This window comes from Agrobacterium sp. DE0009 (genome assembly GCF_007680755.1).
Taxonomy (GTDB): Bacteria; Pseudomonadota; Alphaproteobacteria; order Rhizobiales; family Rhizobiaceae; genus Agrobacterium; species Agrobacterium tumefaciens_B.
This window is the reverse complement of sequence record NZ_VEIU01000001.1, coordinates 1,331,716-1,351,212: the sequence shown is the minus strand read 5'-3', so window position 1 is coordinate 1,351,212 and position 19,497 is coordinate 1,331,716. Positions and strand designations below refer to the sequence as shown.

Genomic DNA, 19,497 nt, shown 5'->3' with positions numbered 1-19,497 from the left:
CGGCACGGCTGGTCCTTCAGCCGCCGGCTTCCGCATTGCTACGCCCGCATGACCTCAGTTGGCAAGAACCCGCTGCGATGGAAAGGTGATTTCCACCAGTGTGCCTTCATTCGGCGTCGAGGTGATGGAGAAATTCGCCCGGTTGGCATCCACCATCGCCTTGGTCAGCGGCAGGCCAAGCCCGGTACCGTCGCCGCGCACGCGCTTGCCCGACGAAGCAACCTGGCGGAACGGCTTCATCGCCTGTTCCAGCTCCGCCCGTGTCATCCCGATGCCGGTGTCGCGGATGCGCAGCGAGACGCTGCCATTCGCCTCATAGGCGGTGGAGACGACGATCTGCCCGCCGGACGGCGTGAAGCGGATCGCGTTCGACAGGATGTTCAACACGATCTGCTTGATCGAGCGCAGGTCGGCGACGATCTGCGGAACGGATTGTGCGAGCGCCGTGCGGATGATCACGCGCTGGTTGTTGGCCTGCGGCTGCACCAGCGATACGGCCTCGGCCACCGTTTCATTGAGCGGTACGGCGACAAAATCGACGTCCATCTGCCCTGCCTCGATCTTGGAGATATCGAGGAGATCATTGACGATATCGAGCACATGCCGACCGGAACGGCCGATATCATTGGCATATTCCACATAACGCGGATGCCCGATCGGCCCGAAGCGTTCCGTCGCCATCATGTCGGCAAAGCCGATGATGGCGTTGAGCGGCGTGCGGATTTCGTGGCTGACACGCGCTAGGAAATCGGTCTTGTGGGCGTTCGCAGTTTCCGCCGCCCGCTTGGCGTTGCGCAGTTCCTCTTCCGTGCGCTTCCACTGGGTAATGTCACGGATAACGGCGCAATAGCCGTGCGACGACTTCAGCCGACCGATCGTCATGAACAATGGCAGGAAGCCGCCCGATGCCTCGCGGCCGATCACCTCTCGGCCATCGTTCAGCACGCTGGCGACACCATTATTGGCAAGACCGGAGAGATAATCCAGCACGGCGCGCTGGCTCTCATGGGCAAAGAGCGTCACGAACGGTTTGCCGGCGATTTCGCCGTTGTCATAATTGAACAGCGCGCTGGCGGAACGGTTGAGCGAGCGTATCTCGCCTTCATCGCCAAGAAGCACCACGCCATCGGTGGCGGTTTCCAGGATGGAATGCAGTTCCTCCACTTCGCCCTGCAGAAGGGAGAGGCTGTCCGCGTCGGCACTTTCGATGTCCCCGGCAGCGATGTTTTCGTTGGCCGCTGCAACCGGCGCCTGCTTTTCCTCAAGCGGTACCAGCGACAGCATCAACGCCTTGCCGTCTTCCCAACGAACGGACTGCAAACGTGCCTTGACCGGAATGATATCGTTTTCGGCGCTGACGACGACCATGCCGCCCTCATTGTCAGGCATGTCTTCCAGATCCTGCCGCTGCAGCAACGCTTCCAGCCCGCCAACCTCTTCCAGTTCGGCCAGAGATGAATAGCCCGTCAGGCGCAGGAAATCCGGATTGGCGTGGATCAGCCGGTCGCCGGCATGCACAAGCAGAGCAACAGGCATCTGGTCCAGCGTTTCAGCCGTCAACGCATTTGCGGGACGAGAGGACGGATGGGCCACGGGGGCGGCAAGATCGGCGGCACGCACCCCGTCAGCCGCAGCCTCCTCAAATTCCTCGGCGCGACTTTCATTTGCGGCGGCATTTATGGCCGGGGCCTGCTCGCCCCGAACATAGTCGGCGAAAAGATCGTCTTCGTCCGTCGGTTCCGTCGTCGTTTCTTCGCTCTCGTTTGCGAAGGTCGCATCATCAGCAAGTTCATGCTGGATAGTCTCTCCGACAGGCTCGGCGGACACGGACTGCGCATTCGTGTCCGGCTTTTCCTCCGAAACGATGCCCTCCGGCGCAAGCGCGCGGCCGATTTCGCGGAAGGCGGCCTGTTCGCCGGCCGTCAGGCCCTCACGCGAGCGCGAACGGCGCTCCTCCAGATGCACGATATTCTCGAAAACGGGTGGCTCCGATGGCACGACAACAGATGTTTCTGGCTCGGCGGGCGCCTCATCATGGCTCAACTCTTCAGCCAAAGCAGCATCCTGTGCACCTGCCGCATCTTCAGCTTCCGGTTCGGCAGCGCCGTTCGTCTCGTCCTCGTCATCCTCATCGATAAAGGCCAGCAACTCGTGGCTTTCATCCATGGCGGACGATGCCGAGGGCGCTTTTGCGCGGTCGGCCTTGCGGTCTTCGAGGAAGGTCAGGCCGGTGGCATTGGGGTCTTCGATGGCATCAGCAAGCCGAACGATGCCAAAACCGCGAAAACCGTCGAATTCGCGCGAACGCGTGTAAGTGGGAAGAGCTGCGAGATCGATCGGCACCATCAGTGATGTGCCCTCGACCGGCCAGTAGATCGTCTTGCCCGACCAGGTATCGCGCCGGCCGAGAAGTTCCCGGATCTTACCGTCGGGGTCGAGATTAAAAAGGGCTGCGACATCGGCAAAGCCCATGCCTTCCACGGCAGCCGCCTTCGCGCCCACGGCCTCGGCAAATTCATGCGAAATGGAGCTGAAGCGCCCTTCAGCATCGATTTTCCAGACGAAGCGGGACGCACGGGCACCGGCGTTAAAGACGAAAGCCCGCGATGCCTCATCAGCGATGCGGTCCGAGCGCGTCGCAGCAGGCTCTGGCTCGGCGTCTGTCTCGCTTGCTGCATTCTCACTGATGGCAGGCGCGGCTGCCGAAATCGTGGTTTCAGCTATCTCATCGCCGGCAGAATTGCTCACGGTATCCACAACCTCAACGAGGTCCTGATTGTCGGCATGACGCTCGCTAGACGGCGCCTTCGCGTCATCCTCATCAAGTTCGAAAAGATCGGCAATGTCGTCAGTCATCGCCATGTCAGCAGTGATGTCCTCATCCTGCGGGGTCGCCTCAGGCGCGGTGTCACCGCCATCGATCAGCAGAGGGTCAACGTCGTCCTTGTCGGACGATGCGCGCCCCTGTTCCGCATCGACAGGCAGTTCCTCCGGTTCTTCCACCTCCTCGATGTGAGCCACGGCATCGAGCGCGGCCTCGAAAGAGACGGTGGCAGCAGCTGTTGGCTCAGCCTGCTCAACCGCCGCCGTGAGCTCTGTGGCGGTGGCCAGCGTTTCTTGCTGCCTATCGTCGGTAAAGCCATTAACGGGGTCGAGCGTCCCAAGCGCAGTCTCCACCACGAACATCAGGTTCAGTTCGGGTGAGGTCGTGATCTGGCCGGTGGCGGCAGGCATATAGCCCTTGCCTGATGGCACCGGACGTTTGACGAGATGGCCGGATTGTCCCGCTGCCATCCTCACCAAAGTCCGCGCCGTTTGCGGGGTGATGCCGAGCGACGAAAAACCTGCCGAGGCGGCAATGACCTCGTTCTCGCCATTCAGAACCGCCATGTGAATATCGGGGTCATCGAAACCTTCGATCATGCGGCGGGCGCATTCCGCCGTATCGGGGGCGATCTCGTCGGTGAGGGCGGAAAAAAGAATGGCCGACTGGCCGGGCTCAGCCTCGATGATTTCCACGCGTGCGGTGACGGCAAGGCTGCGAAAGCCGGAGGTGATGCGAATGGTAAATGGCAGGCTGTCGCCGGTCCTTGAAAGGCGCGCCGCCGTGGCCGCCAGTTGCCGGAACGTCACATCCTGCGGTTTCGGGCCCTGTTCCAGAAAATCATAGACCATCGGCGTGCCGAACAGCGCCGCACCGCGGCCATTGGCCCACAGCGCACTTTTAAGGTCGAGCGAAAACAACGCCATGGCCTCGCCGCGCCCAAAACCTTCACGCACCCGTTCATGCACTGCGATATCGATAAAGGGATACTGGACGGCGGGCATGTCGAAACCTATTCTGGCACTACCGGACCTGACGGGCTTTTGGCTTCCTCATGAAACGCAAAACGTAAACCCGCCAAGGCATCACGTTAACAGAATTTTAAATAACTTCCCAGCGCGATTGGGTCCACCGCCGGGCGCAGGAATTGCCAAATAGAGTTAACATCAACAGGCCGCTTTCGTCTTCATGTGTCAGCCGGCGCCGCTGAAAACCGCTTGCCTTTCGCAGCCTTTTTTCGCAAAATTCGAACAGGCACTTGCAAATGGGGGAAACACCTTTTATGTCACCCCCCGTGACGCCGCTTCGGCGTTTCATGTGCGGTTGTAGCTCAGTTGGTTAGAGCGCAGGTTTGTGGCACCTGAGGTCGGTGGTTCGACCCCACTCAACCGTACCATTCCCCTCTCCCAGTAAGTTTATACGTCACAAAGACTTACCGGGAGAGGGGAGTTTCTTTCCGCTGTCGACCATGCAAGCTCGAAAGACACCCGGGGGGGTAGACGAGCGTTAAACGGTACCGATCTCAGTCACGAAGTTCACCGCATCTTCAATCGAGCCTTTGCACGACGATAGACGTCGTCATCTTCGTGCGGGCCTCTGCGGCATTGTTTCGTGCCGAGCGCGATGGATGTGATCCTGCGCAGGAGCGAAGCTCGCAATGCAATGTCGACCGTTTCAGAGCGAACTGCTTGCGGAAGGGAATGCAGGTTTTTGTGGAGAATTGAGAGTGCAGAGCCGTCGCTGGACAGGAAAAGGACGGTGATGCAGACATTGTCATCATCCTTCCGGTCCTCGTTGATGAGCCGAATTTTGGCCTCTAGTCCTTTCGAGGATGGCACGGCTGAGAACTCGACCCATTGCGGCCTCTTCCAGTCCCACTTTGCTCTCGCTGAAATGCAGATCGGTCCGGCGGAACAGGATGTGGCGGGAACCACGGCCCACCGGTAGTCTTTCCAGTCTTTATGCGTCGCTGTCCCGTCACTGACCAGCATTCCGATGGTGAGGGTTATTGCGTTGAGTGTGTTTCCCAAGAGAACTGAGTCCGTTTGGTGTAGAAGAATTTCGAAATAATGATAAGTTTTTTGAGATTTTCTTCGCCAGCTCGGCGGATAGCAAATTCTAAAATTTTCGAACTAAGTAATTTCAGCAGAATTTATTAAAGCAATTGATAATAGATAGAGATCCAGACCGATGACTTCTGTGGCGTTTTATTTTTCGAACTTTGCGTCTGGTGGCGTTCAAAGACAATCGATGAGCTTGGGGAAAGCTCTTCTCCATTATGGATATGACGTTACCTTTGTCGTGCACAAGGCTGAAGGACCTCATCTCGAGCATGTGCCTGCCGGCGCGAGAATACATGAACTCGGCTCAAAAAGCACGGGGCGCTCCATCCTCCCCATGGCGCAATACATCCGCCAGCACAAGCCGGCGGTGCTGGTTGCGAATATGCCGCATTCAAACATCGTCGCAGTCGCTGCGAAGATCCTGTCCGGTTTTCAGCTGAAGGTCATGGCGGTCGAGCACAACCACTTCTCCCGGCAGCTCACGGACCATAAAAAGAAGCTGTCATTCCGGATACTCCCGTACATCTACCCGCTGGCACTCAAATTTGCGGATGCGGTTGTTGCCGTTTCCGCCGGCGTCGCGGACGACCTTGCGAAAGCGATCAAAATTGATCGGGCCAGGATTACAGTCATCCACAACCCCGCGGTGCCAGACGATATTCAAGCTCTCGCCTCTGAGCCTCTGCCTGTCGATGTGACCGGTGGGCGGCCTTACGTTCTCGCGATCGGACGGCTTGTTCCACAGAAAGATTTTTCAACGCTCCTGAGAGCCATTTCGCTGACGAAGGATGTCAATCTTCTGATACTGGGTGATGGTCCCTTGAGGCAGCTGCTCCAGTCCGAGGCGATGTCTCTTGGAATCGCCGATCGGGTAAAGCTCGCCGGTTTCGTCGCCAATCCTTATCCCCTTATCGCGCATGCAGAGTTATTGGCGCTGTCCTCGATCTATGAGGGGTTTGGGAACGTGATCGCGGAAGCGTTGGCACTTGGAACGCCGGTTGTCAGCACCGATTGCGAGAGTGGTCCTGCCGAGATATTGGCTAGTGGACGTTACGGCTCGCTGGTGCCGGTCGCGGATGATAAGGCACTGGCCAAAGCAATTCTTGCCACTTTGGAAGTGGAGGTCCCGCAGGATTTGCAGCGGCGCGGTCAGGACTTCACCATTGATCGCATTGCTCCATTATACATGGCCATCCTGGAGAGGATGGCAGCTCGGCGTTGAATGGCGGCGCGCTGCCGTAACCTTGCAGGACCGCTTTGTGCAGGTGATCCGCGACGCGACGTCGCGCTTATTCCGAGTAATAATCGGAATAGCGCGAATTCCCGCCCATTTTCGTCTGGTCCTGCTGGCTGAGAACTGCGAGGATAGGAGCCGCCGGCTGCTTGTTTTCCGCGAGTGCCGCAAGTGAACGCTTTGCCACGGTTTGTGACGTTGACGCCCATTTGATCACAAATGCCAAGGCATCGGCTTGCGGGGCAATATAGAGTCCATCGACCACGGGGTCGATTGGCGGCGTATCCATGATGACATAATCGAAGTGCTTTCGTGCACTGGCTATCAGCCGCGTCATTCTGGCGTCCGTGAAGAAGGCATCCGTGGGAACGTCGCTCCGCTGGCCTCCTAAAAGGACGTTCAGGTCGGTTTTGGGGTCGGACACAAGCAGCTTTGAAAGCGGTACACCCTCGCTCAATGGGGCACCGAGGTAATCGATGAGGCCCATGTCGGACGGAAGCCCAAGATGACGATGAATGCTTGGTTTCCGCAGATCGCAATCTATCAGAAGTGTCTTCTTTCCGGATAAGGCGTAGATGCGCGCGAGAGAGAGGGAGAGGGTCGATTTTCCCTCCGCGGGAACCGCAGATGAAATCATGATGACCTTGCCGCCAATATCTGCTCCACGAAACGCGTGATCGAGGTTTGCCCGAAGCCGTCTAATCGACTCGGAATAAATGGACAGGGGTGAAGACACGACGCCATCCGACACACTGAGCGCCTGTGTCGGCGGCGCATAGCTGGGCGCGACCGATGCCAGCGGTATCCGCAACACATCCTCGACCTGATTTTCATCGACAAATCCGCCAATAAAGTGCTCCCGGACAATTGCCATGCCGAGACCCAGCAGAACCGATCCGATCGCCGCCAGTCCAATGATGAGCGGGCGATGGGGTGACGAGGGGATGGACGGCACCAGGGCCGGTGAAACGACCCGGCTATCTGCAAGCTGGAGATTGGATTGCGTATCCAGATCTTTCAGGCGCGTCAAAAGCGCGTCATACTGCTTCCTTGCAATGTCACTTGCTCGCTGGAGTGCGTAAATCTCCGTAAGCTTCTCGGGCGGTAGATCATCGGTACTGCTGAGAATTGCGGTCCGGAGCTCTTCCCGCACCTTCGTCGAGTCCTCTTGCGCTTTCTTGAGAATGGCACTGCGAGAATCCTCTATCGCCACTGGCACCTTTTGTCTGATCGATGCATTGACCTCATCCAGCCTTTGCCGGATATCCGTCAATTGCGCGGCGCCCGTGGCATTTCCCGCAAGCTGCGCCTGCAAGGATGCCTGTTTCTTCCCGAGCTCTGCGAGTGCTTCAGAACCGAGGGCGGCGACGGCCGATTGGAAATTGCCTTGCTGAAGACTTTGGTTCGCGAGATCCATACGCGCGAGCTCGCGAATACGTGTATTCTCAATGGTCGCAAGCTGCTCTTGCAGCGCCGTAATCGTGCCACCACCATTCGCCTCGAGCTGGCGGACATTTTGCGACAGGTATTGGTCGAAGCTGGTTTCATTTTGCGCAATGGCAGCACTGGCGGACTCAACGCGGGCTTGCAGAATATTGCGCGCCGCCACAATCGAGGCAATCTTTGCCTCGACCTGCTGGTTGACGTAGGAACTGGTAAGGGCGTTCGCCAAAGCCGCTGCTTTCGCCGGATTGGCCGACGTTACCGAAACTTCGATAACGGACGTCAATCCAGCCCGTTTGATGGAAACCGCCCGCTTGAACGATCGCAGGACACTCCCCAGCGCGGCCTCAGCAGTGCTACCGGGGGCATTGATCCCAAAGAAGCCGGCAAGCTTATCTCTCAATCCAAGTTTGACGCCGAATTCCGGGTCAGCGACGAGGTTTTGAGAACGCATCGCACCGATCATGACACTGTCAGAGGCAAGAATCGTCGCTTCGCTCTCAATCTTGCCATTGTCGGTCGTTGTTGTCGGAGCGCGCGTTTGTGGGTCGAGCAGCGTTTGCGGGCTTGCATCGATCAAAACCAAAGCTGTGGCCGTGAACTTTGAAGTAAGTCCGTAGGCGAAAATGCAGCTAAGTAATGAAATTAAAACAACCGTTGTCAGTATGAGCCAAAATTGCCGGCGGATGGTGCCGAGCATGCCTTTTACGTCGATTTCACTGGACATATTTGCCTGCGTCTTTGGAGAAATTCTTATCTGTATTATTTTGTAAAATTACGACGAACAAATTGGGGATTTTATTTGATGACGGAAAGACAAGCAGCCGTTCCATTTGATATTCTGATCGCTGAGAGTTTGTTCGTCGCATATGCGCCAGTATCAACATTGATGCGGCCATTGGTAATTTCGATGTCTTGCACCGGTGTGTGACCGTGAACGACAATTGCGTCCGCAAAACCAATGCCACCGGCGGAGGTAGGCCGCATCCAAAGCAGATCGCGGTCGAGTTGCTGCTGAAGCGGGACCCCTCTTTTCACGCCGGCGTGCACAAAGATGTAGCCAGGTATCGAGACGAGTGACGGAAGGCCTGTTATGAACTCGCGATGCTCGGATGGAATGCTTGCATCAAGGACGCTGCGTGAATGTCTTTGACCAGGGGAGATACCGTAAGACCTCAGCGTGTCGAAGCCTCCCAAATCCAGCCATGGGTGCTTGCTGCCCGGGTTTTCCAGAAACGAAGCCATGAGTTCTTCGTGATTTCCAGCCAGACATATTCTTAGGAAGCCCGCAGGCGGCGCGCGGAGAAGGTGATCAATGACGCCGGCAGACTTTGGCCCGCGATCGACATAGTCGCCCAGCATCACGATCCATTTCTCACCCGCGAATTCAGCCGCGTCGGAAAGGATCTGATCTTCGATGGCTTGGAGAAGGTCCAGTCGGCCATGGACGTCGCCAATCGCATAGATTGCCGCCGGGGCGTGATCATAGATCAACTTTGCCCGCGGGCTTTGAGGGAGTTCGGTCCTCGAGCGAACGAAGGAGCGCAATCGATCAAGCACCATTGTCGCTCTCCCCTTTTGGATCTGCATTGTTAGGAAAAGCGATGCCTGCCCCGACGACAGCGACAAAAATCAGGGCGACGCCCTGAATCTCGAGGCTGAAGTCGACCAAGGAATGCAGCGAGGCGACGATCAGAGTGCCGATGGAGGCAGCTACCGGCGCATCGACCCTGGCCGATTGCGCATATTTGCTGATGAGGCGATGGGCCAGAATGACGAGGAGTGCGATTGGCAGGGATCCGAAGATGATGCCATAATCGGTCCAGAGGGCAAAATAGCTGTTGTGCGTTTTTTCCCAGACGGTGTCGGAGTTCACCTGCATGCCGTGAAAAAGCGGATAGGCAAATTCAAAACTCGATCCGCCGTAACCCGTAAAGGGGCGATAGGCTACCATTCCGAGTACCTGTTCATAAAAGCGCAGTCGGACGTGAGCGTCCTCGTTGGCTTCAAGAAGGCGTTCGAAAAGCTGTGCTCCATAAAGCTCCAGCAGTAGGGCGATGGATCCAAGCACCAGTAAGCCCGAGCCAGCGATGGCGCGTTTCTTCCAACGAAACCTCGCTTTGGCGACGCTGAGTGCAATGATGCTCAGCATGCCGCAAATGCCGGCGAAAAATCCCATGCGTGAGCCTGTCCCGATGAGACAGGAGACCAGAATGAAGAGGCCTGCGATAATGAGGATGAGCTTCGGCATGCCCTGCGGTCGCCTGGCTGTTGATCTATCTGCAGACTGGGAGAAGACGTGTTCGCAGATCAATGCCGTTCCGATCGAGCAACCGATCGCCAGGAACGTCGCGAAGGAATTGCGATTCACAAAGCCGCCGGTCATGTAACCCTGATATGCCCATTTCGGAATAAACAGGAGAATGGTGTCGCCGAATTCAAAAAACAGCACGGCGGCATAAAGCGCGTGAAAAACCGTAACGAAATAGAGCGTCAAGATGAATGCCGCTGCGCGGGGGCGGCGCGCGCCAATCTGCATTGTGATGAAGAAGAGCGCTGCGTAGGTGATCCATCGAAGGAAGGCAAAGAAGGTGTCGGCCGGCGTCAGGGATATTGTCGGTGTCGCGACTGGCACCGGGAGCCGGACCAGTGACGGTGGAAGCCAGGTAGCGACGGGAAGGGTCTGGGCGACGACATAGCCGAGAAACAGGACGAAAAGCGTGCTCAGTAGCTTCTCGTCCGGTAAGCGCTTGCGTGTATCTATTCCAGCCGCGGCAAGAACGGCAAAGTAAATCGCAAGGGAAATATACAACATTGCTGCGGAAGCCGCCCAGGCCGCCGGGCGGTTTCCGCCGAGCATGAACGGCACGACCGCCACAAGGACTGTGACAACGACGAACATTGCCTGATTGGCCGAATATCGCGTTGCTTTCGACGACATCAAATTCATGAGCTTGTGACCGTCTTCCCTTGGGTGCTTGGTGTGCCGTCAGGCACGCGACCTGAGCTGTCTGCTGGAGAGGGCGACTGAAGCCTGAACAGAAATCGCCGCTGAATATCACCCGGCATTGCTTCCAGGACTTCGGTAACACCATCGCGAAATCTAACGTCTCGCCGGTAGAGGTCCAAAACAAAAAGGAAGCCGCTGTTTGTTTGCAGAAGCGCGCGAATATCGCTCTTTATTGCTGGCCGGATAGTATCGTCGTTTTCTGAACCGTTGCTTGCAACGAGCATCAGCCGCTCCTGTGCCAGCCACCGCTCGTGAGGGCTGACAATCCATGATTGCAGGAACGCGGATTCGAACGCCAGCCTGTCGCCCAGGACCAGTTTGGTTTTTGCCAGCATGTGCCAGGGAAAACCGTAGGTCGGCATGGTTTTTATGATCAATTCAGACAGTTCCGCGCATCGAAGGGCGATCTGCCTGTAAGTATCGGAAGGCAACGCTCTGCCTATCGGCGAAGATAAGCCCAGATTACAGTCCTTCAGAATTCGCGTTTTAGAATATTCCGAAAGGGCGTAGGTATTGTCCCTTGATGAGAGAAACCAGTAGAACGGCAAATCACGCGGCGATGGTCGCAAAAACGGACGCATCTCCAAGACGAATATGCTCGTGCTGACCGTGGCGCAAAGGACGCAAAATATAACTGGAAAAAAACGGCGCATTAGTATCTTCGAAAATTATTCGCTGCATCTAATACTGAATTCACGGACGGGGCAAGCGCGACATCAATTTTTGAGCGTATTTTCAATATTTGTTCAGATTATTTTCGCTGTTCTGGTCACGGACAGTCCACTGACAGGCACATTACTGCGCAGATGTGCCAAGAATCGACGTTTCATTAAAATTGCATCTTTTCACTTAAGCGCGCCGAAAACGCCCTGGGCTAGTCTTGTGGCATTGGAAGCAACAAGAACTTTCAGCTGCCTCCGGTAGGAGCGCCAGTAAATCCAAATATGGAACAAAGGACAGGGATATGAAAAAGATTAGCATTGTCTCAGTTGTCGTAGGCGCCGCCGCAGTACTTTCCGCAAGCATGCCTGCTTATGCGCTTAACCTCGGAAACATGTCGGGCCGCATCCGCGCGGCCGTCGAGACGCCGGCGCAATATGTTGCCTTTTGCAAAAGCAATCCGACGGAATGCCGCTCAAGCAGTGTATCCGTTGCTGCCGATACCCCGGCATTACGAGGGCTGCTCTCAACCGTAAACTCTGCCGTCAATTCCAGCATGCGCGCAACGCGCGATTCCGATGACGTCTGGTCGGTCAATGGCTCGAAAGGCGACTGCGAAGACTTTGCGCTCACAAAGCGTAGCCGACTTATCCGGGCGGGAGTTCCTGCAGGCTCGCTTCGAATGGCGGTCGTAATAACGAAAGAAGGCACAGGACACGCCGTATTGCTCGTGAAAACGAACAAAGGCGATCTCGTGCTCGACAATCTCCGCAAAACGATCGTCTCAAAAGAGAGAACCGGCTACGCCTTTATCAAAGTCGCGTCGGCCAATCCTCTCCGTTGGGTACGGTAAGGACTTGGCCGATCTCGGCCTGGTCCCGTTCCCCTTGTAAAACTTACGCTGGGCTTCCAGAGTTGTTGCTAATCTCACCGGTCTGCGTTTCTGCTCCGGCCTCCGCCATTGCCACGCCCATCGCCTGTTTCTGTTCAGCTGGCACTGCTGCGACGGCCGCCGTCGCGAGCGAATTTTTAACGCTCGTTTCGGCTGCGGAGACCGCTGCTTTCGCAATCTGGGTGGCAACAGTTGCGGGCGCCGAACTGACGGCAGCCGATACGAGGGACTTGGCGAGCTCAACCGGAAGATTAGGAATGATCTTGGCAATCATGGCGGGACCAAGGGAGCCCGCTTCCGCGATGACTGCAGCCACGGCGTCAACGTCACAGGTTGCCTTACAGGAATCAACAACCGCTTGCTGCTCCGGTGTTAAGCTCTCCTGCCCGTAAGCGGATGTAGATGCGGCAACCACTGCAAATGCTAAAACTGCGCCGAGAGAAATACGAGACGTCACTGAAATCTCCTAAAATAAAATAACTATAAACTATATCTCATAATTTTTTGCAGGGCACAATATAGAAGGTGCGATTTGTTGTGTCGCCATACAATATCATTACTGTCGACGTAGAATTATCGTACAAAAGAGTGACGATAGGCACATCGATATCCGCGAGGCCTAGTTCATTCGCTCGAAAGACCGAATAATGGCCGCATTCATGAGTTTTGGGCGATAGTCGGTATCGAAGGGAAGGGGCCGTTCCCCCGCTGGGGTGCCCGTCCTAGGGTTCTCCTCCCAGCTGTTGTCGATGTCGGAAATACCCCAGGTCAGAACCTGCCTGCCTCCACTCGATTTGACGAATGGAAGCGCTGTATCCAGAAATGCTTCGACCAGATGGGCGCTGTCCTGGTCGTATTGTCTCCGCTTGTATTCCTTCGGCGGCAAGGTGTCGGTCTGCCTGTCTGTTAGATAACCGGTGCGGCAGTCGAGTTCGCCGATTATGATCATGAGGCCGAGATTGGATTTCAAATCATTCAGGAAAGATCTGAGGCGGAGGCGGTCGAAGCCCAATCGAAGTTGAAGATGACCCTGCATATTATACCCGTCTATCGGTGCTCCGGCCTTGAGCGCGCGCTCAAGGGCGTTCAGGACGAACCTTGTCTGGCTCCGGTGGAAGTCGTCGGTGATCTGCTCCGTATGATCGTGACACCAAAACAGCGGACAATCCGGAAACAGGGCGCGGGCCTTCCCAAAGGCATAGGGAATGTAGGCTGGGCCGCCGGCGGCACGATACCATGTATTCGGGCGATAGCCGTCGTTGGAATCATAACGCGCCGAGATCAATTCATTCGTGACGTCGATGTTCAAGGCGGAGCCTACGCCTGGGACCGATGCTATGGCCTCAAAATGAGCATCCATTCTCGACTGCCAGTTTGACTCGTTGACATCAGCGGCTACCCACTCCGGCTCATGGCTGGGATAGAGCAGGCAATGGATGCGGAAGTCTTTCGCATCCCGGCGCGCTCGCGCAATGAACAATCTCGCCTGCTCGAGTGTGAAATAGTCCTTTTGAGGTTGAATGTGCTCGGGCAGAAACGCAATTCCGGGAACATAGATCATCGCTTGATCCCTGATGAAATCGGCAAGCGTGCCGCAGCCGTCAGGACCAGGTTTAGATATCCGGTCGATGGCCTGCACGGCAATGCCATACTGAAAGCCGGCGGCCTCTGCCGCGTCGCGAATGCGCGCAATAACGTTTCCATTACCCGGCTCGGCGGCGGGGCGGCCGATGGGATCTGCGCGGAGTGGCGAAGAGTTGGGACCGATGCCCGCGGCCGCGATGAAACCCGAGAGCAACTGTCGTCGTGAAAACATGACCGGCGTTCCATCGTGTGTCGCCCTCGATGGGAGTGGCGGCGTTAAATCCCTATGGATCGTGCGTCGTAAAAGTTGGGCCGACGAGACTTTGGCCCGGCGTGAATTAGCGGGGGCGCCTCTAAGGGCTTGGCGAAGCAAGCCAATATGACGAGAAATTGGGCGACAAGCAGCGATTTTGATCCGATCGAAAGCGACAATAAAGTCGTCAGGAAGAAATAAAACAATAAAGCGGCTCGTCCCATATCGTGTTCTTCGGTGGTGGCGCGCAGAGTAAGGTAGGTCGCTACCAACACGATGGCGGTGATGGGAAGACCAAATGAATAGACAAGGGCGATCCACGATATTTCGATCCCCCTCGTTGATCCGAGGAGGGCCTGAATCGATGTCCGTACGGAAACCGGAACGCCAAATAGCCACTGGCCCGGCGAAAGCAGATCAAGCATCACCAATGCGGCCGAGCGTGTTTCGTCACTGCCGCGACTGTCCAAAAATCTCTCGATGACGGTATCTGCCGCACCGCTGTAGACGAGAATGGGAACCCCGGCGCCAGCGATAATGCAGAGCTTGGCCAAGCGTATAATGTCGCGGCTGTCTCCTTTAAGAAACGTTGTCGTGGCCTGATAGGCGACGAAGCACGTGTAGCTGAGAGCGGCCACAACCACCGCCGCGCGTCCGCCGAAAGCGAGCAGTGCTATCATGTGAACACCAAGCACGGTGAGCCGCCAGAAATTCAACGGAGTGCGAAAATTCGATAGAAGGATGACCAGGCACCACGCACCGGTAATCAGCGCGTTGTTGAGAGGGTGCCCGAGGAGTGCTGTCGGACGATTATCGAAGCCGATAATCGTCTCCCCGACGACGTAGGGAAGGATCCGCGGAAAACCTGAGGTTTCCGCAATACCGATCAACGAATTGCAGAGCAGAAACAGGGAAACAAAACGCTTCATCTGCCGCAACGTGATGGTGTCGGCATATGACAGCGCGACCGCGAGGGCGCCGGTCGCGGCATAGGTTACGATCAAAAGGGAGCTCTCCCCGCCGCCCGCCTCCACGGAAAAAAACTGATACAGGAGCAAAGAAGCCGTCGACACCATAATCAGCAGCAATCCGCATCTCTTCAGCTCAGGCCGGCGTGGGGAACTCGTTATGGAGGGTGAGATAAGGATCAGGAAAAAGAAGACGTAGGACGAGGGATGTATTTTCAGAAGATAGCTGGCGTTGGACGCCGAATAGTTGATTCCCAATACGTATAACATATTGGATGACAACGTAAAAAGCATGACGATGCCGAGAAGGAGAAGATGCTGTACCGGGCGACCCATCATCGGCTCCGCCTGCCTTCTTCGATTACGGCGGCTATTTCCTCCCAATATCGTGCCACGGCCTTCATCAGACCATATCTCTCAGCCCCCAGGGCCGCGACAGTGCGCAGACCTTGAACGTCTTCAGGCCGTTCAAGAAGAGAAATGGCGTTGGACAGGGCTGCAACATCGTTCGGCGGCACGAGTATCCCATATTTGCCATGACGGAGGTGTCGCGTGAGCCCATCCTCGGCATCGTCAAGTATTTCCGCGGGGCCGGAATGGCAATCGGTCGAGATGACAGGCGTTCCGAGAGCGAGAGCTTCAATAATGGACGTTGGCAGGCCCTCACCATTAGACGCCAAAACAAATGCGTCCGCGCCTTTGATGATCGGGAAGGGGTTGCGGTGAAATCCCAGGAAATCGACGCGATCGGCAATCCCCAAATTGTGGCACTGGGCCTTCAACGCCTCTTCCAGAGGTCCCCTCCCGAGGAGCAAAAGTCTGCCCGTGTAGGAGGAGTGGGCAAAGGCATTGATCAGCAGCGGAAAGTTCTTGCTTTCAACAAAGCGTCCCATTCCCAGAATGTAACGACCTGATTGGACGTTCGTTGAGGCGCTGTTGCCCAAGTGTCTGATCTCGTCAATATCGATGGGGTTTGCGACAACCGCCGCCCGTTGATCCTTAACGCCGAAATTCTGGACGAGGTCGGCCTTGATGCCGTGTGAAACGCAAATGACACGGTCCGCGTGTTTATACAGTCGACGGATCAGAAGCTGCGCCATCCTTCCGGGCAGACCCTTATGGTGGCCTGATGTATGCGCATGTTCGCAGATAATGGTGCGATGGCCAAGAAATCGCGAAACTGCAATGTTGGCCAGATTCGAGCGGGTAAGCGAGCTTACCACCACGTCAGGCCGGCTCCGACGCAGCGAAATATACAGCTGTATTACAGACCGGAGAAGCGAACGGTTGCTGTCCAATGACGTTAACTGCATGCCCGATGGCGGGCTGTACGCTTGTGCTTCCCTGTCGAGCAATACGAGCGAAACGGCGGCGTCCCGGCGCTGCTGCTCGGAGTTCGCAAGCAGGTTGCAGATTGCCCGCTCGGCACCGCCGCCCGCCAGCGAATTGATCAGGAAGACAACCCGCTGCGTCAAGCGCCCGCCTCTTTCGAAGTCTTGCGAAGGACGGCCCCGTAGACGTCGAGCGTTTTTTCGGCGACCTGCTCCCAGGACAGGAAGCGCTGCTTGTCAACGATGTAGGACGTGGGATCCTCAGTAACGGCATGAAACTTGGCTGCGATCGCTTCGGGATCGTTGGGCGAAACATAAATCGTGTCCGCCAGGCCAATGTCTCGGTTTTCAGGGATGTCACTCAAGACGATAGGCAGGCCATGACTGATTGCTTCCAGCGAGGCGTTCGAGCTTCCCTCGTGCAACGATATGTTCACGAAGAACTTGGCCGATGACAACAGCGAAGGAACTTCGTTTCTTGGCACTTTCCCCAGCAGTCGGATTTTGTCGTTCAGTTTCTCGGCCACGACGGCGCAATAGGGTCTGTCATCGAGGCCGCCGGCGATGTGCAATTCATAGTCGGGATGGCTGGCAGCGAAGAGATTGAAAGCGTCGATCAGGGTCAGAATATTCTTTTGGGAGGTCACGCGCCCGACAACAAGGATATATGGTGCGACCCCATTATGAGAACTGGCAACGAAAGCGGCGTCGTCCAGGGCGTTGGGGATCGTGTGGACGTTCGAAACGATGCCCCTTTGGGCCAGCCTTCTCGATAGCGCCGGCGTCACCGATATGATGGCGTCAGCGAAGCGAAGCTGCCACTCACTGAAACGAAATCCCAGACGTCCCAGCACACCCCATTTGCCCAGTATATAGTCTGCCGAGCCATAACGAACCACGACCTTGAACCCAAGGACCTTGTAAAAAATAAGAAATATCGCAGCACCTAGCCCTTGAAGGTGCACGATATCCGGCCGCAGACCAAGAGCCTTGCGCAAGGCGAAGACGTAATAAAGAAGCTTATCTGTGTTCCAAAATGTCAGGTGCGGTGCCGGGTGAAGGCGAACGCCCTCATATTCTTTTCCGCGCAAATGGCTGGCTAGCCCTAAAAGATCAACCATGTAGCCAGCTTTGACGACACGGGGAAAAAGCGCTTCTGCATTCTTCTCCGCGCCTCCTTCAACATTCGGGATACCCCGGGCACCAATAACCATTATCTGTGCAGAATTACGTATATTAGAAAATATGGGCATGGTTATCCCTTGAAAAGATCATTTTAAAAAAGTCACTTGCTTAAATTAGGATATGTAGATTCAATAATAAAAAGTGGTTCGCTGCTATAAAGCATGGACGGTGAAGTAAATACCATCAAAAAAACGGAAACTGAAGATATTTAATTAAATTTAACTCTTGGTGTTGCCAGTTTTTCTCTGAGGGTCCGATTTACTGCTGGCTTCTTCTTGACAGCGTGCAGCTTGTGTCGAGCGGGGAAAAATTCAGTATCGAGGTCACTCGGCCGTCGTCGGCAAATTGCCGGAAGACATGGAGCGCCTCCTGAGGCTTAAGTCTTTTCGGAATGCCATCATCACCACCGCGCCATAGGTAAGTCCGCCGAGCAGGATCTGTGCACCCAGATGCATCGGGTTTGATGTGACGGGGAATATGGAAACCACGCCAGACATCAGCGCCGCGGCGCATGTTATTTTGATCAAATCAAAAACGGGGAATTTAAACGCGAATTTCACGCGCGTTATCGTAACGCTGATTGCGAGTGTCACGCAGGTAGCGACGAGCGGACCTGCGACCGCGCCTGCCGCGCCCCACGTCATAATGCCTATGACCGCGAAGAGCAGTGAGAGTGTGATGTCGACAGCTGAAAGGCCTGTGGCATAGACTGTCTTTGCCTGCAGTAAGAAAACCTGATTTGTCGTGTGGTTCCTCACGTCGCGCATGATCCCCGTCAGTGCGGACAACGGCAGGACGAGGAAAGCTATCGCTGCAAAATGTGCGGGAAGCAGAATTTCCACGACCGACCGGTTAATCGTGATCAGGCCGATCCCGGCTGGTATCAGAACAAGCAGCAGAAGGACCGTGTTCTGCCGCAGTTGCAGGTAAGCTGCCTCTAGGCCTTCCTTTTCCATCCTGGCGACGACAAGAGGATAAGCCCCCGCGGTCACCATCATCGAAGCGAAGCTCGCGACCCGCAATCCAAGCCCATAGGCTATGGCAAACATGCCGGCTGCTTCCAGGCCGAGGTAACGGTCGACAATAAATCGCGGGCCGTTATTCGCGACAATTGCCAAAAGAGACGCGAGCATGATGGGAACGCCAAATTTCAACGCTTCGGCCAGCATTCGCCTGTCCGGCCAGCCAGGTTGCCTAAAAAGCTTTCCCGTTATGAGGGAGATGGCAACGCCACCAAATTGCGCGGTCGTGAATGCGAGCGCCATCGCGAAGACGCTTTTCTCCCAAACCAAGCAGAGAAGCGTGCCGGAAATGATGGCAAAAGCGGGTACGAAAATCTGGATAGCCGTATAGGGCAGTACCTTCGATTCCGCTCTGTAACGCTCGCTCAGGAATATGGTGAGCGATCTGGATATTATCATGAAGACGACCGATATCTGCGTGTAGGCGTCAATCTGATCACCGAAATACAGTGACATCACCGGAAACAGGATTACCAACTGCGCTAGGATCAGAAACGCGGAGATCGCCGTTTCCGTCCGCAGATAGGCATCACCGCTACCAGCGCGTCGGATAGCGGTGAAGCGGCGCAGCGTGTATTGCGTCCACCACATGTAAAAAAAACCGAAGCTTATTTCCTGGATCGCCACAACCAGCGTGAGAACGCCGACGTCGCCCAGGGGTAGAAGATGCGCCCACACGAGAATAGTCGCCATCTGGATAAGCGGCGACATCACCTGGGCAGGAAGATATCTGAATGTCTGTCGTAATAGCACCAGGAAGGCTTCCGAGATAAATAATTTGCTTTAAATTTTTGCTTCTGAAACGGTAGTCTTGTCGACGTCAAGAATAATAAGGGCGTTTGAAAATATTATCTGAGTTACTAAGCAAATAGTGCTGACAGCGGAATAACGGTTTCGTGTACGGCGTCGCCATTAACGATAGCCAGGCATGGTATAAATGTCGCATTAATCCTGCCTGTACAAGATGCAATTTTATGTCGAACTCGGCGGGCATACTGGGCTGCTTTCACTGAAATTGAAGGCACCTT

14 protein-coding genes and 1 tRNA gene are annotated in these 19,497 nt (G+C 55.7%); 3 read left to right on the top strand and 12 right to left on the bottom strand.

Going from position 1 to position 19,497, the window contains the following annotated elements; genetic code table 11:
* Positions 1-54: 54 nt before the first annotated feature.
* Positions 55-3,828 carry an ATP-binding protein gene (locus FS804_RS06850; RefSeq protein ID WP_144575807.1) on the bottom strand — a complete coding sequence of 1,258 codons (3,774 nt, stop codon included), beginning with the start codon at positions 3,826-3,828 and terminating at the stop codon, positions 55-57.
* 315 nt (positions 3,829-4,143) lie between these two features.
* On the opposite strand from FS804_RS06850, the gene FS804_RS06845 reads away from it, so the two are divergent.
* A tRNA-His gene (locus FS804_RS06845) sits at positions 4,144-4,220 on the top strand.
* A gap of 139 nt (positions 4,221-4,359) precedes the next feature.
* Here the strand turns inward: FS804_RS06845 and FS804_RS24910 are convergent.
* Positions 4,360-4,854, bottom strand: coding sequence for a hypothetical protein (locus FS804_RS24910; protein ID WP_186376687.1), 495 nt, complete (start codon positions 4,852-4,854; stop codon positions 4,360-4,362).
* A 160-nt stretch (positions 4,855-5,014) separates the two neighbouring features.
* On the opposite strand from FS804_RS24910, the gene FS804_RS06840 reads away from it, so the two are divergent.
* On the top strand, positions 5,015-6,109 hold the full coding sequence (locus FS804_RS06840; protein WP_144575805.1) for a glycosyltransferase: 1,095 nt from the start codon (positions 5,015-5,017) through the stop codon (positions 6,107-6,109).
* A gap of 67 nt (positions 6,110-6,176) precedes the next feature.
* Here the strand turns inward: FS804_RS06840 and FS804_RS06835 are convergent, their stop codons facing one another.
* The 4 genes from FS804_RS06835 to FS804_RS06820 all read right to left on the bottom strand — a co-directional run bounded on the left by FS804_RS06835 (position 6,177) and on the right by FS804_RS06820 (position 11,227).
* On the bottom strand, positions 6,177-8,291 hold the full coding sequence (locus FS804_RS06835) for a GNVR domain-containing protein (RefSeq protein ID WP_144575803.1): 2,115 nt from the start codon (positions 8,289-8,291) through the stop codon (positions 6,177-6,179).
* A 71-nt stretch (positions 8,292-8,362) separates the two neighbouring features.
* Positions 8,363-9,127: a metallophosphoesterase family protein gene (locus FS804_RS06830; RefSeq protein WP_186376686.1), complete on the bottom strand. Its 765-nt coding sequence runs from the start codon at positions 9,125-9,127 to the stop codon at positions 8,363-8,365.
* A complete protein-coding gene (locus FS804_RS06825; RefSeq protein WP_144575799.1) occupies positions 9,117-10,514 on the bottom strand; it encodes an O-antigen ligase in 1,398 nt (465 codons plus the stop codon). Before FS804_RS06825 ends, FS804_RS06830 begins: the two co-directional genes overlap by 11 nt.
* The gene (locus FS804_RS06820; RefSeq protein ID WP_144575797.1) at positions 10,511-11,227 is read right to left on the bottom strand and encodes a hypothetical protein; all 717 of its coding nucleotides are present in this window, start codon (positions 11,225-11,227) and stop codon (positions 10,511-10,513) included. The genes FS804_RS06825 and FS804_RS06820 overlap by 4 nt, the downstream gene beginning before the upstream one ends.
* A gap of 311 nt (positions 11,228-11,538) precedes the next feature.
* On the opposite strand from FS804_RS06820, the gene FS804_RS06815 reads away from it, so the two are divergent.
* Positions 11,539-12,087, top strand: coding sequence for a transglutaminase-like cysteine peptidase (locus FS804_RS06815; protein ID WP_063949757.1), 549 nt, complete (start codon positions 11,539-11,541; stop codon positions 12,085-12,087).
* A gap of 43 nt (positions 12,088-12,130) precedes the next feature.
* Here the strand turns inward: FS804_RS06815 and FS804_RS06810 are convergent, their stop codons facing one another.
* The 6 genes from FS804_RS06810 to FS804_RS06785 form a co-directional block, all read right to left on the bottom strand.
* Entirely contained in the window at positions 12,131-12,583 is a 453-nt protein-coding gene (locus FS804_RS06810; protein ID WP_144575795.1) for a hypothetical protein, read from the bottom strand.
* A 162-nt stretch (positions 12,584-12,745) separates the two neighbouring features.
* Positions 12,746-13,942, bottom strand: coding sequence for an endo-1,4-beta-xylanase (locus tag FS804_RS06805; RefSeq protein WP_144575793.1), 1,197 nt, complete (start codon positions 13,940-13,942; stop codon positions 12,746-12,748).
* A 44-nt stretch (positions 13,943-13,986) separates the two neighbouring features.
* Positions 13,987-15,270, bottom strand: a complete 1,284-nt coding sequence (locus FS804_RS06800; RefSeq protein ID WP_144575791.1) for a VpsF family polysaccharide biosynthesis protein — start codon at positions 15,268-15,270, stop codon at positions 13,987-13,989.
* On the bottom strand, positions 15,267-16,406 hold the full coding sequence (locus tag FS804_RS06795) for a glycosyltransferase (RefSeq protein ID WP_144575789.1): 1,140 nt from the start codon (positions 16,404-16,406) through the stop codon (positions 15,267-15,269). The genes FS804_RS06800 and FS804_RS06795 overlap by 4 nt, the downstream gene beginning before the upstream one ends.
* Positions 16,403-17,515: a glycosyltransferase family 4 protein gene (locus FS804_RS06790; protein WP_144575787.1), complete on the bottom strand. Its 1,113-nt coding sequence runs from the start codon at positions 17,513-17,515 to the stop codon at positions 16,403-16,405. The genes FS804_RS06795 and FS804_RS06790 overlap by 4 nt, the downstream gene beginning before the upstream one ends.
* A gap of 255 nt (positions 17,516-17,770) precedes the next feature.
* Positions 17,771-19,222 (bottom strand): lipopolysaccharide biosynthesis protein, encoded by a 1,452-nt coding sequence (locus tag FS804_RS06785; RefSeq protein ID WP_144575785.1) that lies wholly within the window; start codon positions 19,220-19,222, stop codon positions 17,771-17,773.
* Positions 19,223-19,497 lie beyond the last annotated feature (275 nt).

What these genes read in the sequence shown, in the direction of transcription:
- FS804_RS06850 (WP_144575807.1), bottom strand. Translation starts at nt 3,828, where the DNA reads ATGCCCGCCGTCCAGTATCCCTTTATCGATATCGCAGTGCATGAACGG.
- FS804_RS06840 (WP_144575805.1), top strand. Translation starts at nt 5,015, where the DNA reads ATGACTTCTGTGGCGTTTTATTTTTCGAACTTTGCGTCTGGTGGCGTT.
- FS804_RS06835 (WP_144575803.1), bottom strand. Translation starts at nt 8,291, where the DNA reads ATGTCCAGTGAAATCGACGTAAAAGGCATGCTCGGCACCATCCGCCGG.
- FS804_RS06830 (WP_186376686.1), bottom strand. Translation starts at nt 9,127, where the DNA reads ATGGTGCTTGATCGATTGCGCTCCTTCGTTCGCTCGAGGACCGAACTC.
- FS804_RS06825 (WP_144575799.1), bottom strand. Translation starts at nt 10,514, where the DNA reads ATGAATTTGATGTCGTCGAAAGCAACGCGATATTCGGCCAATCAGGCA.
- FS804_RS06820 (WP_144575797.1), bottom strand. Translation starts at nt 11,227, where the DNA reads ATGCGCCGTTTTTTTCCAGTTATATTTTGCGTCCTTTGCGCCACGGTC.
- FS804_RS06815 (WP_063949757.1), top strand. Translation starts at nt 11,539, where the DNA reads ATGAAAAAGATTAGCATTGTCTCAGTTGTCGTAGGCGCCGCCGCAGTA.
- FS804_RS06805 (WP_144575793.1), bottom strand. Translation starts at nt 13,942, where the DNA reads ATGTTTTCACGACGACAGTTGCTCTCGGGTTTCATCGCGGCCGCGGGC.
- FS804_RS06800 (WP_144575791.1), bottom strand. Translation starts at nt 15,270, where the DNA reads ATGATGGGTCGCCCGGTACAGCATCTTCTCCTTCTCGGCATCGTCATG.
- FS804_RS06790 (WP_144575787.1), bottom strand. Translation starts at nt 17,515, where the DNA reads ATGCCCATATTTTCTAATATACGTAATTCTGCACAGATAATGGTTATT.